At 45.7% G+C, this 18723-nt stretch carries 15 protein-coding genes; all 15 read right to left on the bottom strand.

Annotation, left to right across the window (positions count from 1 at the left end; translation table 11 throughout):
* Nucleotides 1–16: 16 nt before the first annotated feature.
* The 15 genes from KNL20_RS05785 to adhE all read right to left on the bottom strand — a co-directional run bounded on the left by KNL20_RS05785 (nt 17) and on the right by adhE (nt 18661).
* Nucleotides 17–322: a L7Ae/L30e/S12e/Gadd45 family ribosomal protein gene (locus KNL20_RS05785; protein WP_230399664.1), complete on the bottom strand. Its 306-nt coding sequence runs from the start codon at nt 320–322 to the stop codon at nt 17–19.
* On the bottom strand, nt 315–563 hold the full coding sequence (gene rnpM / locus KNL20_RS05780) for an RNase P modulator RnpM (RefSeq protein ID WP_329957518.1): 249 nt from the start codon (nt 561–563) through the stop codon (nt 315–317). The genes KNL20_RS05785 and rnpM overlap by 8 nt, the downstream gene beginning before the upstream one ends.
* A 128-nt stretch (nt 564–691) precedes the next feature.
* On the bottom strand, nt 692–1804 hold the full coding sequence (nusA, locus tag KNL20_RS05775) for a transcription termination factor NusA (protein ID WP_230399662.1): 1113 nt from the start codon (nt 1802–1804) through the stop codon (nt 692–694).
* 43 nt (nt 1805–1847) lie between these two features.
* The gene (locus tag KNL20_RS05770; protein ID WP_230399661.1) at nt 1848–2315 is read right to left on the bottom strand and encodes a ribosome maturation factor RimP; all 468 of its coding nucleotides are present in this window, start codon (nt 2313–2315) and stop codon (nt 1848–1850) included.
* A gap of 176 nt (nt 2316–2491) precedes the next feature.
* Nucleotides 2492–3316 carry a mechanosensitive ion channel family protein gene (locus tag KNL20_RS05765; protein WP_230399660.1) on the bottom strand — a complete coding sequence of 275 codons (825 nt, stop codon included), beginning with the start codon at nt 3314–3316 and terminating at the stop codon, nt 2492–2494.
* Complete coding sequence (gene glgB / locus KNL20_RS05760; protein ID WP_230399659.1) at nt 3313–5637, bottom strand: 1,4-alpha-glucan branching protein GlgB; 2325 nt, start codon at nt 5635–5637, stop codon at nt 3313–3315. Before glgB ends, KNL20_RS05765 begins: the two co-directional genes overlap by 4 nt.
* A 110-nt stretch (nt 5638–5747) precedes the next feature.
* Nucleotides 5748–6989, bottom strand: coding sequence for a DUF1015 domain-containing protein (locus tag KNL20_RS05755; RefSeq protein WP_230399658.1), 1242 nt, complete (start codon nt 6987–6989; stop codon nt 5748–5750).
* 124 nt (nt 6990–7113) lie between these two features.
* Nucleotides 7114–8277 carry a phosphoglycerate dehydrogenase gene (locus KNL20_RS05750; protein ID WP_230399657.1) on the bottom strand — a complete coding sequence of 388 codons (1164 nt, stop codon included), beginning with the start codon at nt 8275–8277 and terminating at the stop codon, nt 7114–7116.
* Nucleotides 8270–9358: a 3-phosphoserine/phosphohydroxythreonine transaminase gene (gene serC, locus KNL20_RS05745; protein ID WP_230399656.1), complete on the bottom strand. Its 1089-nt coding sequence runs from the start codon at nt 9356–9358 to the stop codon at nt 8270–8272. The genes KNL20_RS05750 and serC overlap by 8 nt, the downstream gene beginning before the upstream one ends.
* Before the next feature lie 144 nt (nt 9359–9502).
* Nucleotides 9503–11182 (bottom strand): biosynthetic-type acetolactate synthase large subunit, encoded by a 1680-nt coding sequence (gene ilvB / locus KNL20_RS05740; RefSeq protein WP_230399655.1) that lies wholly within the window; start codon nt 11180–11182, stop codon nt 9503–9505.
* Between the two features lie 21 nt (nt 11183–11203).
* Entirely contained in the window at nt 11204–12865 is a 1662-nt protein-coding gene (gene ilvD / locus KNL20_RS05735) for a dihydroxy-acid dehydratase (protein ID WP_230399654.1), read from the bottom strand.
* Nucleotides 12866–12888: 23 nt separating this feature from the next.
* Entirely contained in the window at nt 12889–13971 is a 1083-nt protein-coding gene (leuB, locus tag KNL20_RS05730; RefSeq protein ID WP_230399653.1) for a 3-isopropylmalate dehydrogenase, read from the bottom strand.
* 179 nt (nt 13972–14150) lie between these two features.
* Nucleotides 14151–14483 carry a preprotein translocase subunit YajC gene (gene yajC / locus KNL20_RS05725; RefSeq protein ID WP_331468325.1) on the bottom strand — a complete coding sequence of 111 codons (333 nt, stop codon included), beginning with the start codon at nt 14481–14483 and terminating at the stop codon, nt 14151–14153.
* A gap of 219 nt (nt 14484–14702) precedes the next feature.
* Nucleotides 14703–15836: a tRNA guanosine(34) transglycosylase Tgt gene (gene tgt, locus KNL20_RS05720; protein ID WP_230399652.1), complete on the bottom strand. Its 1134-nt coding sequence runs from the start codon at nt 15834–15836 to the stop codon at nt 14703–14705.
* 164 nt (nt 15837–16000) lie between these two features.
* Entirely contained in the window at nt 16001–18661 is a 2661-nt protein-coding gene (gene adhE, locus KNL20_RS05715) for a bifunctional acetaldehyde-CoA/alcohol dehydrogenase (protein ID WP_230399651.1), read from the bottom strand.
* Between the last annotated feature and the right edge of the window lie 62 nt (nt 18662–18723).

Genomic DNA, 18723 nt, shown 5'->3' with positions numbered 1-18723 from the left:
CCGACCTTTCCATTCACTACTCATTCATCTGTTTCGCTATTGCTTTTGCCATATTCTCATCCGTAACTGCAAGCGATGCCCGGAATGCCTTTCCTATTGCTGTTCCAAGTTCCTCCATCTTCCCGAAGTAGCAGATTGGCGTACGGTAGTATTCACACATATTGCCAAATTTCTTCCTGGTATTTTCTGAAGCGTCTTCTGTTACAATTACAAGTGCTGCTGTTCCTGATTTAACCGCATGTTCCACCTGAAACTCACCGCTTGCAATCTTGCCGCCTTTCATCGCCAGACCCAGAAAGGAGTAAATTCTTTTATCATTCAATCGTCTCCATCTCCTTTTCCAGGCTGTCATATATCGCCTTCGGGATGACCATCTGGAAAGAACGCTCCAGCCCTTTACTTTTGATTGCCTTTGCCAGACACGCTTTTGTGCGGCATACATATGCGCCTCTACCGTTCTTCTTACCAGTGGCATCCAGCAGGATTTCTCCTTCGGGGGTCTTGATTACCCGTATCAGTTCTTTTTTACTTTTCATCTCGTTGCACCCGATACACTTACGCATCGGAATCTTCTTTGCCGTTCCCAAATAATCACATCCTTTTATTCTTTGCGAAAACACCGAAGTTTAATCTTCCTGATGTACTAGTATAGCCGATCATAAATACCTTTCTGCAAGTTATTTAATGTCGCTTATACTAGTTCTTCATGATCAGACTCCGGCTCAATATCCTCGCCGTATTCTTCCTCAAAATCCTCAAAGTCCCCGGCCTCTCTTGCCTGCGTCTCACTTTTAATATCAATCTTGAATCCTGTAAGCCGGGCGGCAAGTCTCGCGTTTTGCCCTTCTTTACCGATTGCCAGCGAAAGCTGATAATCGGGAACGATCACCTTGGCTGTTTTCTCATCGGGATCGGCCATAACAGAAATTACCTTAGCCGGTGAAAGCGCATTCTCTATTAAAAGTGCCGGATTCTCATCCCAGTTAATGATATCTATTTTCTCACCCTTAAGCTCCTCCACGATGGCATTCACACGGGCACCGTTCATACCCACGCAGGCTCCCACCGCATCTACGTCCGAATCATTGCTCCACACCGCGATCTTGGTACGGGAGCCTGCCTCTCTGGCAATACTTTTCATCTCCACAATCCCGTCTCTGACTTCGGTTACCTCTGCTTCAAAAAGACGCTTCACCAGCTCAGGATGTGTTCTTGACACCAGAATCTTGGGCCCCTTTGGTGTGTCCTTAACCTCCAGAACATAGAGTTTGATACGCTCTGTCGGGTGGAAAGTTTCCCCTTTTACCTGTTCATTCTCTGTCAGCAATGCATCCACCTTGCCCAGGTTGATACTGACATTATTGCCAACATACCTCTGAACAATACCGGTTACCAGATCGTGTTCCTTTTCATAATACTGATTAAAAAGAACTTTACGCTCTTCCTCACGGATTTTCTGTAATATTACGTTTTTCGCATTCTGTGTAGCAATACGTCCGAATTCTTTGGACTTAATTTCCACATTCACGATATCACCGATTTCATACTTGGAATCCTTCATTCTGGCATCCGCCAAACTGATTTGCAAGACTGGATCTTCTACTTCTTCCACCACTTCTTTTTCCGCACGAACCGAAAAATCACAGGTATCCGGATTAATCGTCACCTTTACATTGTCGGCCTTTCCAAAATGGTTTTTACATGCCTGTAAGAGAGACTGCTCAATTGCCTCCAGCAATGCATCCTTACTAATATTCTTCTCCTTTTCCAGAATATTAAGGGCTTCCAATAATTCTGTATTCATCTTATCTCTTTTCCTCCTGTGCTCAACAAACTGATACGTTGTACTAAAAATCAAATGCAAGGCGAATTAATGCGATATCCGTCTTTTCAAATATCTGCTCTTTTCCATCTTCCATAGTAATTGTCACACTGTTCTCATCATATGCATGTAATACTCCGTAAAATTCCTTCTGTCTGTTGATTGCACGGTATGTTCTGATTTCCAGTTCTTTTCCCATGCTGCGGGCATAGTCTTTCTCTTTTTTCAGGGGGCGGGAAAGGCCAGGAGAGCTGACCTCCAGAATATAGGAATCTTCAATAAAATCCTTCTCATCCAGAATGGCACCAAACGCCCGGCTGACCACTTCACAGTCATCCACCGTAATTCCGCCCTCTTTATCAATATAGGCCCGAAGATACCAGTTTCCGCCTTCTTTCACGTATTCCACATCTACCAGCTCAAATTTATGCTCATCCACAATGGGTTCAAGGAGTGTCTCCGCTCTTTGTTCATATGTCTCTTTTTTGCTCATCGTTCTCACCACCTTTACGGTTTTTAATTTACCAGGCATAGATATAAAGAAGAGTGGACATCGCGTCCACTCTTCATCCAGTAACATCATAACGAATACAGTATAGCACCCTTATTCCACAAAAGCAAGGGGTTTTTACCACTTTCGTCTGTGCCTGACGGCCATACGAACCGGGCTTACGGCTGAACCTGGATATCCATGCCATGTGGTATCCGGATTCCTTCCTCTTCCATGGTCAGTTTTATCCGTTCCAGCATATCCCAACGCAGCCGCATATAATCGCCGGTATTCACCCAGCCCTGCAGTCCCACTACGACAGCACTGTCACTTAATTCATCCACATAGAACAGCCTGTCCTCCTCCAGAAATCTTCCATCTGTCTCCACTAATTTCTGTAACAGCTGTTTTGTCTTCCGAATATCTGATTCATACGAAACTCTAACCTTGATTTCCAGTTTTCTCTTGTCCAGAGCCGTGACATTGGTAATCGTGTTATTGGTCAGCCTTGAATTTGGAATCATAGTTACCTTATTGTCTGCGGTCAGAATTGTAGTGTAATACAGCTCAATTTTTTTTACGGTACCTTCAACATTATCCACCTGGCAGATGACATAATCTCCTGCTTTAAATGGTTTCAAAAAAAGTATCAGTATTCCGCCTGCAAAGTTGGACAATCCGCCTTGCAGCGCCAGAGATATAGCCACACCCGCTGAGGCAAGAAGGGCTGTGATAGAGGATTCTGCCACGATATCCAGCTGTACGATTATAGTCACTATGGTGAGACCCAGTACCGTGTAGCGCAGCAGCGACACCACGAAGCTGGCAGCCGAGGGTTCTACATGAAACCGTTCCATGTTACGCTTTAAAACTTTACATATCTTTTTTATCACCTTGCTTATGATGAAATAAACCACCACTGCAATCAGTACTTTTCCCAGGAACAGCAGGACATTTACTCCTGTTTTTCCCATCCATTCCTGAAAAGCTTCCCAGGTTATCATCTCTTTGCTTCCTCTTTCTCTATCTTATCCTGTAGCTCTTTTTTCAAATCAACTTTACGCTTAGAAGGGGCTGTTATTGGGGTTTTCTTTTTTGCAGCTTTATTATCCGCAAGCTTTTTCACCGCCTTTGTATAATGAAGCAAAGAAACACAGAGCGGTGCAATATTTATCGTGATGGAATTTTTTCTCTCATCACACTCCTCCGGTTTCGAAAACTTTACCCTTGGATTGACAAAACCTGTTCCGCCAAATGACTGATTATCGCTGTTGAAAATTTCTTTATATTTTCCGGGATAGGGAACTCCAATCTGATACTTCTCATACTCCTGTCCGGAGAAATTGCAGACTACCAGCAAAGTGTCTTCCATCTTCTTTCCCTTTCTCAGAAAAATCAGCAGATTCTTTTCCCATTCCAGACTGTTGATCCATTCAAAACCATTCGCATCAAAATCCAGTTCATATAAAGCCTTCTGTTCCCGATACATGTGCAGCAGACTTTGCACATAATTCTTCATCAGACGGTTTTTTTCTTCCTCCAGAACCGGCCAATCCAATCCCCTGCTCTCTGACCATTCTCTGTGCTGTCCGATATCTTGTCCCATAAACAACAGCTTTTTACCGGGATGCACCGTCATATAGCCCAAAGCAGCTCTCAAGTTGGCAAACTTCTGATCCTCATCTCCCGGCATCTTCTCCAGAAGGGAGGCTTTTCCATGAACCACCTCATCATGTGACAAGCTTAGGCAAAACCGCTCACTGTAAGCGTACACCATACTGAATGTCAATTCATCATGATGTGCACCCCTGTGTACAGGATCGTAACTCATATAGCCGGTGAAATCATGCATCCATCCCATATTCCACTTATAGTCAAAACCCAGGCCTTCTTCGGCTGCCTCTCCGGTGACCTTCGGCCAGGCGGTGGACTCCTCTGCAATCAGAAGGGCATCCGGATATTTTTTCTTAAATATGGAGTTCAATTGTTTCAGGAATTCCACAGCCTCCAGATTTTCATTGCCTCCATAGATATTAGCCACCCATTCACCGTCATTCTTACCATAGTCCAGATACAACATGGAGGCCACTGCATCCATACGTATTCCGTCGGCATGATACTTCTCCGCCCAGAACAACGCATTGGATATAAGAAAATTGCGTACCTCCGGACGTCCGTAATTGTAAATCAGCGTTCCCCAGTGCGGATGGGCGCCTTGCTTTGGATCCAGATGCTCGTACAGGCAGGTGCCATCAAATGCACTCATTGCAAAAGTATCTCTGGGAAAATGAGCCGGAACCCAGTCCAGAATCACACCGATTCCCTGCTGGTGCATGTAATCCATAAAGTACATAAAATCCTCAGGGGTTCCGTATCTTGCAGTGGGAGCATAGTATCCCGTAACCTGATATCCCCAGGATTCATCCAGGGGGTGCTCCATCACGGGCATCAATTCCACATGGGTATAACCCATCTCTTTTATATATCCGGCAAGCATGGGCGCAAGTTCTCTATAATTATAGAAATATTTGTCCTCCCGATCTTCCGGCACCCTCCATGAACCCAGATGTACCTCATAGATAAAGATGGGCTGATTCTCACTTTGAATCTTCCTGCGTCCTGTCATCCATTCCCTGTCTGCCCACTGGTACTTTAAGTCGGTCACAACAGATGCTGTTCCCGGACGATTCTCCGCAGCATTTGCATAAGGATCTGCTTTCAGATAGGTAAGTCCTCCTTTGGCTTTAATTTCATATTTGTAAAGGTCTTCCGGGCCTACACCGGGAATAAATAATTCAAAGATACCACTGTGATCCAAACGCTCCATCTGGTGGATTCTTCCATCCCATCCATTAAAATCACCGGTTACACTGACCCGCAGAGCATTAGGCGCCCATACTGCAAAACAGGTTCCCCAAACCCCTTGCAGGCACATAGGATGGGCTCCAAGCTTCTCATAGATACGGTAGCAAATTCCGGCCTGAAACTGTTTTTCTTCCTTTTCCGTAATGATTCCCGGAAAGACATAGGGATCATATACTTCTTTTGTGTTCTGTCCATCTTCCAACACATAGACGTATTTCGGAATCGAATCTCCTTCAAGCAGCAGAGCGAAATATCCTGCCTCATCTTCCATCTCCATCTCGTAGAGACAATCATCTTTAAGGGTTCTCACACTTACCTTTTCCGTCCCCGGAAAAAAGCATTGAATGATCACACCATCTTTTGTAACATGGGAACCTAATATACGTTTCGGATGATCCTCCTCTGAGTACACAACCGCTTCGATTGAAGCCCAGTCCATTAAATCATATAATTTATCCATATGTGCCTCCCTCTGTTATTATTAACCCGATGATACTGTGGATTGCTCCGCACTCCTGAATTCATTTTATCATTTTTGAAAGAATATGAAAAGTCAAACTTAAGTGCAGTTTATCGTTCGATTTTATGGATAAACAAGCCGCTTCTGAGTTTTGGCTCAAACCAGGTTGACTTGGGCGGCATCAAAAGATCTGCATCTGCCACTGCAAATAATTCCTCCATTGATGTGGGGTACATGGCAAATGCACAGACAGAATCTGTTTCACACCGACGTTCCAGCTCGTCAAGCCCGCGGATTCCTCCGACAAAATCTATTCTGGAATCTGTCTTAACGTCTTTTATTCCGAATATGGGCTCTAATACTTCTCTTTGTAAAAATGCCACATCCAGCGCCCCCACCGGATCGCTTTTACAGCTTTCACTCTTCATCTGAAGCCGATACCAGCTCCCGGCAAGATAAAAGCCCATCTCTCCCTTTGCCTTTGGATGATATGGTCCGTCATACACTGTCTCCACCTTACAGACCTTCTTGAATTTAGCCAGGATCTCCTCTTCTGTATATCCATTCAAATCCTTCAGTACTCTGTTATAATCCATAACCTTTAATTCATCATCCGGAAATAGAACAGAAAGGAAAAAGTTAAACTCCTCTTTCCCTGTATAAGAAGGATATTCTTCTCTTCTTTTCAGGGAAACCCGAACTGCCGAAGCCGCCCGATGATGCCCGTCTGCAATATAGGTGTGTTCCATCCGTCCGAACAGTTTCGTCAAAGTTTCCATATGTACCACATCCTCAATCACCCATACGCTGTGTCTCACGCCATCCTCAGCCGTAAATGAACAGATGGGGGCTTTCTTCTTTTCTTCGCTCAGAATTCGTCTTATCTCAACCTGACTTCGATAAGCCAAAAAGATCGGTCCTGTCTGTGCACTGCAGGTATCCACATGCCTCACGCGATCCTCTTCTTTCTCTCTTCTGGTGTTCTCATGCTTTTTAACTACACCATTCAGATAATCATCAACTGCAGAGCAGGCCACCAGTCCCGTCTGTGACCGGCCACACATCACCAGCTCATAGATATAATAACAAGCTCTTTCATCCTGGACAAATGCACCTTCCTTCTCCATATGCTGCAGCAACGCATCCGCTTTCCGGTAAACAGCCGGGTCATACATATCACACTCCACATCAAACTGCGTTTCCGGTCTGTCTATCTTAAGGAAGGTATATGGATCCCCTGAAACCTTATCCCTTGCCTCTTTTCTGCTGTAAACATCGTACGGCAAGGCCGCCACTTTCTCTGCCAGATCAACCCTCGGCCTTAAAGCCCTGAATGGTCTGATAACCGCCATCTAACAACCTCCTTCTCTTGCATACTTTGGTATACAGAACAACCGGCATTGGTGATACATGCCAGGCATGCATCGCCGAATGCCGGCGTCTCCCTTTCCTGCACTGGTTTCTTTCTCTTGTCCGTTATTTCACAATCCGTACTTTCAGAACTCCATCGACAGCTTCCAGCGCCTCTATTATCTCCGCCGTAGCCGGGCTTTCCAGATCTATCAGCGTATAAGCATATCCTTCTTTTCCTTTATTTGTCAAATCCGCAATATTAACCCCTGCATCGCCCAAAACCTTTGTAAACTGGCTGAGCATATTAACTACATTTCTATGGTTAATTGCAACACGTCCTTCGGTCCCACAGCGTCCCATATCGCAGTTTGGAAAATTAACTGAATTCCTGATATTTCCATTCTCCATGTAGTCTCGCAGCTGCTTCACTGCCATCACGGCACAATTATCCTCCGATTCCTCCGTAGATGCTCCCAGATGCGGGGTAACCAGCGTACCCGGTGCACCCGCCACCGTCGGATTTGCGAAATCAGTAACATACTTTTTCACTTTTTGGGACTGCAAGGCCTCTACCAATGCATCTTCATCCACCAGAAGATCACGGGCAAAATTCAGGATAACAACCCCTTCCTTCATCATATCTATGGCCTGTTTATTGATCATCTTTCTGGTGCTTTCCAGCAATGGCACATGTATCGTGATATAATCACAGTCACGGTAGATTTCTTCTAGTGCCTGAATATGATGTATGGAACGGGAAAGATTCCAGGCTGCATCCACAGAAATGTATGGATCATAGCCATAGACATCCATCCCCAGATGTGTTGCCGCATTTGCTACCAATTGTCCGATTGCACCCAAACCGATGATTCCCAGCTTCTTACCGCTGATTTCACATCCTGAAAACTGTTTCTTCTGCTTTTCTGCCTGTTTTCCCACATCCGGGTTTTCCTTCTGGCTTTCTACCCATTCAATACCGCCCACGATGTCACGGGATGCCAGCAGCATTCCTGCGAGAACAAGCTCCTTAACGCCGTTAGCATTGGCCCCTGGTGTATTAAACACCACGATCCCATGTTCCGCACATAACTCCAGCGGAATGTTATTCACGCCTGCTCCGGCTCTTGCCACGGCACTTAACTGCTCCGGCAGCTCCATATCATGCATTCTTGCACTTCTTACTAATACCACATCAGCATCATCGATGTTCTTCGTCTCTTCATAATCAGAGCCGAAATTTACCAAACCAACTTCAGAAATCGGATTCAGACAATTATACTTAAACATTCCCATTCTCCCCTTCAAATTTCTTCATAAATGCAACCAAGGCTTCAACACCCTCTTTTGGCATAGCATTGTAGATACTTGCACGCATACCTCCCACCGTTCTGTGGCCTTTTAAGTTCACAAAACCCGCTGCCGAAGCAGCCTCAACGAATTTTGCATCCAGCTCCTTGTCTCCGGTTACAAATGGAACATTCATCAGGGACCGGTCTTCTTTTACAACCGTACCTTTAAACATCTTGCTGGAATCCAGGTAATCGTACAAAATTGCGGCTTTTTCTTCGTTACGCTGCTTCATAACCGAAAGTCCGCCCATATTCCTCAGCCACTTGAATACCTTACCGCACATGTAGATGCAAAAGCAGTTTGGCGTATTATACATGGAGTCATTATCCGCATGCGTCTTATACTGCATCATGGTCGGAGTTCCCGGAAGTACATCCTCAGTAATCAGATCCTCACGGACAATCGCAATCACCATGCCTGCGGGACCTACATTCTTTTGTACGCCTCCGAAAAGAATTCCGTACCTGGACACATCGACAGGCTCTGAGAGAAAACAGGATGAGATATCTGCGACCAGAAGCTTTCCTTTCGTATCCGGCAGCTTTTTATATTTAGTTCCGTAAATTGTATTATTCTCACAGATGTATACATAATCTGCATCCGGGCTGACAGGCAGCTCTGTGCAGTCTGGGATATAGGAGTATGTTTTGTCTTCAGAGCTTGCAATTTTATTGGCCTTACCGTATTTTTGTGCTTCCTGCCATGCTTTCTTTGCCCACTGTCCTGTCACGATATAATCGGCAACCTTGTTTTTCATCAGATTCATAGGCACCATTGCAAATTGAAGAGAGGCGCCGCCTTGCAGGAATAATACTTTATAATTCGAAGGAATCTGCATGAGTTCACGTAAATCCGCTTCTGCCTCCTGAATAATACTGTCAAACATCTTAGACCGGTGACTCATCTCCATAACAGACATCCCCGTTCCACGATAGTCCAGCATCTCCTCCTGGGCTTCTTTTAATACCTCTTCCGGCAGCACGGCCGGACCTGCGGAAAAATTATAAACTCTGCTCACTTTCCTATCCTCCTGATTCTTCTCAATCCTTTTGCTCACTTTGGCGGGTCCTAAAGTCATGCTTTTTCATGCAAGCATGAAACGCATGACCTTTTGACCCTGGTATCATATACTATAATCCTTTGTTATTTTTCTGTCAATCTTTTATTTTTTATCTTTTAAATCTTTTTCGTCAAAAACATCCTCGATAGGTGCTCCTGCCGGGACCATCGGAAATACTTTCTCATCACAGTCTACCTGGCAATCTATCACAACCGGAACATTCAAAGCAACTGCCTTCTCGATTGCAGGGGCGACCTCTTCTTTTTTCGTAACCCGGATTCCCACTGCTCCCATAGCCTCGGCCAATTTCACGAAATCCACTTTATCATTCAGAATCGTATTCGAATAGCGGTGGTCATAGAACAATGTCTGCCACTGGCGCACCATGCCGAGTACATGATTGTTGATCACCAGTTCAATCACTGGGATATTACTTCTCACGGCGGTAGCTATCTCGTTCATGTTCATACGGAAACAACCATCTCCCGCCACATTCACAACCAGATGCTCCGGCCTGCCCATCTTGGCTCCCAAAGCCGCACCAAGACCATAGCCCATGGTGCCCAATCCCCCTGATGTAATAAGCTGGCCAGGGCGATTGTAGCTATAGTATTGAGCGGCCCACATCTGATGCTGCCCAACATCCGTTACGACAATAGCCTCTCCCTTTGTGATGCGGTAAAGTTCTTCAATCACATAGGGTCCTGTCAATAAATTCTGATTATAGTTCAATGGATATTTTTCTTTCATATCCATGACCTTTTGCATCCACTCTTCATGCTTCTGTTCATTTAACAGCGGAAGTAAACGTTTCAGGATTTCTTTTACATCTCCTATTACACTGGCATCCACCATCACGTTCTTATTAATCTCGGCAGCATCCACATCCAATTGCAGGATCTTGGCATTCCGGGCGAATTTTCTCGCATCACCTGTTACCCGGTCTGAAAATCTGACTCCTATTCCCACCAGCAAATCACACTTTGTCACTCCAAGATTTGCTGTCTTGGTGCCATGCATCCCTATCATTCCTGTATATAACTCATCATTTCCGTCAAATGCACCTTTTCCCATCAAGGAATCGCAGACCGGAGCGTCTATCTTATGTGCCAATTCACGCACCTCATCTGATGCGCCCGAAATAGATGCACCTCCTCCGACAAAAATATAAGGCTTTTTCGATTCGTTGATCAGCTTTGCAGCTTTTTCCAGATCAGATATCCAAATTGTATCCGTTACCCGCTCTGCCTGCTCCGGTTCCTGATATTCATATTCATAGGTTGCAGCCGTCACATCCTTTGTCACATCTACAAGTACCGGTCCTGGTCTTCCGCTCTTTGCAATAATAAATGCACGCCGAATCACTCCGGCCAGCTGGCTGATGTCTTTTACAATGGTACTGTGCTTTGTAATCGGCATAGCAACGCCTGCGATGTCAATCTCCTGAAAACTGTCTTTTCCCAGCAACGCCTTGCCCACATTCGCCGTGATTGCCACAAGAGGAACGGAATCCATATAAGCTGTGGCAATTCCTGTGACCAGATTGGTTGCACCAGGTCCGCTGGTAGCCATACAGACACCCACTTTTCCGGTAGCCCTTGCGTAGCCGTCAGCAGCATGAGATGCTCCCTGTTCATGGGATGTGAGGATATGATGTATTTCCGGATGGCGGTATAATTCATCATAGATGTTTAAAATGGTTCCTCCCGGATATCCAAATACCGTATCAACTCCTTGTTCTTTCAAACACTCTATTATGATCTGTGAGCCTGTCATTTGCATAGTGTATTCTCTCCCTTCCGCTTATAACTCCAAAACTGCGCCCCGTTTAGCGCTTGTAACCATCTTGGCATAGCGTGCCAGATAGCCTGTCGTCACCTGAGGCTTCCTTGGCTGCCACTTTGCCTTCCTCTCTGCCATCTCCTCATCGCTTACCGCTACACTCAGCTTGTTATTTGGAATATCTATTTGAATCAAATCTCCCTCTTCTATAAAGGCAATCGGGCCGCCTACAGCTGCCTCGGGACACACATGACCGATGGATGCCCCCCGGGACGCTCCCGAAAACCGGCCGTCAGTGATCAAAGCCACGGAGGAACCAAGCCCCATACCGGCAATCGCAGAGGTTGGATTCAGCATCTCTCTCATGCCCGGGCCTCCCTTAGGACCCTCATACCGTATCACCACCACATCACCTGATACGATTTTACCGCCCTTGATAGCTGCTATCGCATCTTCTTCACAATCGAATACCCTGGCCGGTCCTTCATGAACCATCATCTCTTCGCACACAGCCGACCGCTTGACTACTGCCGTTTCCGGCGCAAGATTCCCTTTTAAAACCGCAATCCCTCCTGTTGTACTATATGGATTATCAGCCGGGCGAATGACTTCAGGATTTCTGTTTACACAGTTCCTTATGTTTTCACCCATGGTTTTTCCTGTCACTGTAATGCAGTCTCTGTGAATCAGCCCCAGTTTATCCAACTCATTCATAACAGCATAAACACCACCTGCTTCATTCAGGTCCTCCATATATGTAGAACCTGCCGGTGCCAGATGGCACAGATTCGGCGTCCTGACACTGAGTTTATTTGCCAGTTCGACATCAAAGTCAAAACCTGCCTCATGGGCAATTGCCGGCAGATGAAGCATACTGTTCGTAGAACAGCCAAGAGCCATGTCCACAGTCAGAGCGTTTAAAAATGCATCTTCACTCATGATGTCTTTCGGACGTATATTCTTCCTGTACATCTCCATTACCTGCATACCGGCATGTTTTGCCAGAATCAGACGGTCTGAGTAAACAGCGGGAATCGTTCCGTTCCCTTTCAGCCCCATCCCCAGTACCTCAGTCAGACAGTTCATACTGTTGGCTGTATACATGCCGGAGCACGAACCACAGGTAGGACAGGTTCTGCACTCATATTCTGTAACCTCTTCCTCTGTCAGCGTACCTGCCGTATAAGCACCTACTGCCTCAAACATGGAAGAAAGGCTGGTTTTGTGCCCATTCACACGTCCCGCAAGCATCGGGCCTCCACTGACAAATACAGTCGGGACATTAATCCTGGCCGCAGCCATCAAAAGACCCGGTACGTTCTTATCACAGTTCGGAATCATGACAAGTGCATCAAACTGGTGCGCCATAGCCATACATTCTGTGGAATCCGCAATCAAATCTCTGGTTACCAGAGAATACTTCATCCCTATATGCCCCATGGCAATACCATCACAGACAGCAATTGCCGGGAATACAACCGGTGTACCTCCTGCCATGGCAACACCCTTTTTCACCGCTTCTGTTATCTTATCCAGATTCATATGCCCCGGAACGATCTCATTGTAAGAGCTTACGATTCCAACCAGTGGCTGGTCCAATTCTTCCTGTGTCATACCCAATGCATGAAATAAACTTCTATGAGGTGCCTGCTGCATCCCTTTTGTTACCGCATCACTTTTCATATCAATTTTCCTCCTATATTCAGTTACAGGTTCTCTGCCAGTAAATCTCCTGTCTGAGTGGTAGATACCTTCACACAACCTTCTGACATAATATCCGCGGTTCGATATCCCGCTTTCAGTACCTTTTCTACGGCTGCTTCCACCGCATCGGCTTCCTGGTCCAAGTCCAGGGAAAACCGCAGCAGCATGGCTGCCGAAAGCACGGTGGCGATGGGATTCGCCAGATTCTTACCCGCAATATCCGGAGCAGAGCCGTGACTTGGCTCATACAACCCAAACTTCGTCTCATTCAGACTGGCTGATGACAGCATACCGATAGAGCCTGTTACCATACTGGCTTCGTCTGATAAGATATCCCCAAACATATTTTCTGTCAGGATTACATCAAACTGTCCCGGATTCATCACCAGCTGCATCGCGCAGTTGTCAACCAGCATATGTTCGAGAGTCACCTCCGGATACTCCCTTGCCGTCTCCTCCACCACGCTTCTCCATAACCGGGAGGAATCCAGCACATTGGCCTTATCCACACTGGTCACTTTTTTACATCGCTTCATGGCAATATCGAAAGCCCGTCTGGCAATTCTCCTGATCTCATTTTCATTATAAGTCAAGGTATCAACCGCCGTCTTCACTCCATCCTTCACAAAAGTCTTCTTTTCTCCAAAATAAAGACCTCCGGTCAGTTCCCTGACAATAATCATATGAAAACCGTCTCCTATGACTTCCTGTTTCAAAGGGCAGGCACCCTTAAGCTCATCGTAAAGATATGCAGGTCTTAAATTGGCAAACAGGTTCAATTTCTTTCTGATTGCAAGGAGCCCTGCTTCCGGACGTTTAGCCGGTTCCAGCTGATACCAGGGTGAAGTGGCCGCATCACCTCCGATGGAGCCCATCAGCACTGCATCACAGCTTTTCGCATCCATGACCGTCTCTTCTGTCAGCGGCACACCATGAACATCGATAGATGCTCCGCCCAACAATAGATTTTTATATGTGAATGTATGCCCAAACTTATCTGATACGGCATCCAGAACTTTCTTTGCCTCATTCACGATCTCAGGACCTATACCATCACCATGGATTAAACCAATTTTATAATTCATATATTTCCTCCCTTTTTGCGGTTATAACACAAAAAATAAGATGTTTTCCATCTATCATACTTCAAATTAATCCTTTTTTCAACTAAAAACCGAAAGTATTTTACTGCATAACCGTACCGTGCCGGAGAAATTTTTACGAAAACAAAAACAGGCCACTCCATGACCTGTCCTGTAAAAGATTATTTATTATCATTTGATTCAATAGCATCCGACTGCTTTTCAACCTCTGCAATCGCTGCTTTTCTCATAGGGATACGGCAGTTTTTATTATTGCCGAATTCAACAATTACATCTTCCTCGGTAATGTCGATAATAATGCCGTAAAACCCACCTGTGGTGACCACAGCGTCTCCTACTGCCATGTCACTCAGCATAGACTGAACTCTCTTTTGTTCCTTCTTCTGGGGACGGATCATCATAAAATACATCAGTGCAATAATTGCAACCATCCAGACAATCATAAATCCGCCGCCCATAGCTCCGCCTTCTGCGTTTGCTAAAATCATGTTCATTTCTTGTATCTCCTCTCAGATAACTCAAGTACGCCTTGCCGCACTTTCACTATACACATGATACCGTAAAGCAGTCATTTGGGCAAGTCTTTTTTGCTACTATTCAGCCATGCGCACAGAATAAACTTTATTCTGTGCAAGCTTGCTTGCTAAGGGATAAAGTTTATTCTGTGCATAGGGCGCTTAGCTCAAGCGAGATGCAGCAAAGCGAAATCGAGCTTATGGCTGAATCTCACGGAAGCCTTCCAGTTTGTTACGCTTATAGGATGCAAATCTTCCTTCATCCAGTGCATCCCTGATTTCTTCCATCATTGTATTATAAAAATATAGATTATGAAGCACACAAAGGCGCATCCCCAGCATCTCTTTCGCTTTCAGCAGATGACGGATGTAAGCCCTGCTATAATGTTGGCATGCCGGACACTGGCAGCCCTCTTCGATGGGGCGGGCATCCAGTTCAAATTTTGCATTGAACAGATTCAGTTTGCCCTGATTGGTATAGACGTGTCCATGCCTCCCATTCCTGCTGGGATATACACAATCAAAGAAGTCCACACCACGTTCCACGCCTTCCAGAATATTCGCAGGTGTTCCCACACCCATCAGATAAACAGGTTTATCCTTAGGAAGATAAGGTACCACTTCATCCAGAATATGATACATTTCCTCATGGCTTTCCCCTACGGCCAAACCTCCCACAGCATAGCCATCCAGGTCCATCTCCCGGATACGCTTTGCGTGTTCAATCCGGATATCCGGATAAATTGCTCCCTGGTTGATTCCAAAGAGGAGCTGATGTCTGTTAATGGTATCTTTCTGCCGATTCAGCCAGGTCATCTTATCCTTGCAGCGCTGCAGCCATCTTGCTGTCCGGTCGACAGAAGCCTGTACATAACTGCGGTCGGCTACACTTGAAGGGCATTCATCAAATGCCATAGCAATGGTGGATGCCAGATTGGACTGTATCTGCATACTCTCTTCCGGCCCCATAAAAATCTTCTTTCCGTCTATATGCGAATTGAAATATACACCTTCTTCCTTAATTCTCCTTAATCCTGCCAGTGAAAATACCTGAAAGCCTCCCGAATCCGTGAGAATGGGCTTATCCCAGACCATGAATTTATGAAGCCCTCCCATCTTCTTCACCACCTCATCTCCCGGACGTACATGGAGATGATAGGTATTGGATAATTCCACCTGCGTCTTGATCTGCTGCAGATCCATGGTGGAAACTGCTCCCTTGATTGCAGCAGCTGTTCCCACGTTCATGAATACAGGTGTCTGGATGACCCCATGTACCGTGTCCATCCGGGCTCGCTTTGCTCTTCCTTCTTCGCTTAAAATTTTATACATCTTTTACCTCGGTCTTTTCATCTTAAAAGGCATGACCACTGCTTAGAGCATGTCCGAAAATTGATTTCATACACGCTTTGCTGCATCAGTCATGCCTTTCCAGTATAACGAATACTTTCAGGAACTGCAAGATTTTTTTAGTTTAAATCATATACCTGCTCTGCTCACTCCGTATCTGTCTCAGGCTCCGCTTTTTCAGCCTGGGGGACTTCTCCGTAGTAAGCCATCAGATACATCTCCCTCATCTCAGACATCAGCGGATATCGCGGATTCGCACCAGTACACTGATCGTTAAATGCATTCTCAACCATCTCATCCAACGTCTCCAGGAATGCAGCCTCCTCTATGCCGTAATCCTTAATGTTCTTCTTTATTCCGACTTTTTCCTTCAGCTCTGCAATCGCTTTCAGGAAAAGTTCAAAGGTTTCATTATCATCTTTTCCACAGATTCCTATGAAACGTGCAATTTCACAATACCGCTCCAGTGCATGGGGATAAGGATACTGAGAAAACGTTCCCATCTTGACAGGAGCCGGATCCGCATTATAACGCATAACATGTTCAATCAAAAGAGCATTCGCAACACCATGCGGCAGGTGATGATAAGCTCCCAGTTTATGTGCCATGGAGTGGCAGACACCCAGGAATGCGTTGGCAAATGCCATGCCTGCCATCGTAGAAGCATTGGCCATCTTTTCCCTTGCAACCGGATCAGCCGCACCCTTTTCATAAGCTGCCGGCAGATATCCGAAGATATTCTTCACTGCGGACAATGCCAGACCATCGGTATAGTCTGTTGCCATGATAGACGCATAGGCCTCAAGCGCATGAGTCAGCGCATCAATACCGGAAGCGCTGGTCAGCCCTTTCGGCTGATTCATCATGAAGTCCGTATCAATGATTGCCATATTAGGAAGCAGTTCATAGTCGGCAATCGGCCACTTTGTTCCGGTATCGGAATCTGTGATAATTGCAAACGGTGTCACCTCTGAACCGGTTCCGGAAGAGGTCGGTATCGCAACAAACATCGCCTTTTCTCCCATCTTCGGGAATGTATATACTCTCTTGCGGATATCCATAAAGTCCATCGCCAGATCTTCAAATTCGCACTCCGGGTGCTCATACATCAGCCACATAATCTTACCGGCGTCCATGGCAGAACCGCCCCCCAGGGCAATAATAACATCAGGTCCGAAAGCTTTAAGCTGCTCCAGTCCCTTTCTAGCAGTCTGCAGGGTTGGATCGGGAGCCACTTCATAGAAACAGGCATGGGTAATTCCCATCTCATCCAGCTTGTCCGTAATAGGTTTTGTATAGTTGTTGCTGAACAAAAATGTGTCTGTTACAATGAATGCTTTCTTTTTGCCATATACGGTTTTTAACTCATCCAGTGCCACTGGCAGGCACCCTTTTTTGAAGTATACCTTTTGCGGGGTGCGGAACCAAAGCATGTTCTCTCTCCTCTCTGCTACTGTTTTGATATTAATCAGGTGCTTCACATTCACATTCTCTGAAACGGAGTTGCCCCCGTAAGAGCCACACCCAAGTGTGAGTGAAGGAGCGAGCTTAAAGTTATACAGATCTCCGATGCCTCCGTGAGAAGACGGTGTATTAATTAAAATACGGCAGGTTTTCATGCGCTCAGAATGCTCTGTAATTTTCTCTGTTTCGGCCGGATTAATATACAAAGACGAGGTATGTCCATAGCCTCCGTCTGCAATCAGCTGTTCAGCCTTGTTCAGTGCATCCTTCCAGTCTTTTGCTTTGTAAAGAGCAAGCACCGGGGAAAGCTTCTCATGAGCAAACGGTTCCGAAACATCCACGGAATCCACCTCACCGATCAAAATCTTGGTATTCTCAGGTACGTCAATACCGGCAAGCTTAGCGATTACAGAAGCCTTCTGTCCAACAATCCGGGCATTCACTGCTCCTGCCTCGTTCAGGATAATCTTGCGGACTTTATCCAGTTCCTCATTATTCAGTATATGACATCCTCTGTCAATAAACTCCTGTTTCACCTGATCATAGATACCTGCCAGTGCAGTAACGGACTGTTCAGATGCACAAATCATACCATTATCAAAGGTTTTAGAATGAATGACCGAATACACGGCTGTCTTTACATCACAGCTTTCATCCATAATGACAGGTGTATTTCCGGGGCCGACCCCAATCGCCGGTTTTCCTGAAGAATATGCAGCTTTCACCATACCGGGACCACCTGTAGCCAGAATCACATCCACAGATTTCATAAGTTCATTGGACAATTCTATGGTCGGCTCTTCAATCCATTCAATAATTCCTTCCGGAGCCCCCGCTTTTACAGCGGCTTCAAGAACAATTCTGGCCGCTTCAATCGTGCACTTTTTGGCCCGGGGATGAGGACTGATGATTATTGCATTCCGGGTTTTAAGACAAATCAGGGTTTTAAAAATCGCTGTGGATGTAGGATTGGTTGTGGGAATGACAGCCCCCACAATGCCCATAGGCTCGGCAATCTTTTTAATTCCATAAGAAGTATCCTGTTCAATCACACCGCAGGTCTTCACATTCTTATATGAATTATACATGTACTCTGCTGCATAGTGGTTTTTAATAACTTTATCCTCTACGACACCCATTCCTGTCTCTTCGCAGGCCATCTTGGCAAGCGGAATACGTTGCTTATTGGCTGCCATGGCCGCATGGAAAAAGATCTTATCCACCTGTTCCTGTGTGTATGTAGCAAATTTCTTCTGTGCTTCTCTCATGGAAGCGATTCTCTCCTTTAATGCCTCCACGCTGTCAATGGGTGCCTGTACCTTTTCGGTAGTCATTCTTGCCATTCCAAACCTCCTTGAAATATGATTTTATATGTGAAGCGGATTCAGTTCATCCTCCCTAAGTA

It is taken from the genome of Novisyntrophococcus fermenticellae, from assembly GCF_018866245.1.
Taxonomy (GTDB): Bacteria; Bacillota; Clostridia; order Lachnospirales; family Lachnospiraceae; genus Novisyntrophococcus; species Novisyntrophococcus fermenticellae.
The sequence above is the reverse complement of the archived record's forward strand: the minus strand, read 5'-3'. Positions and strand labels throughout refer to the sequence as shown.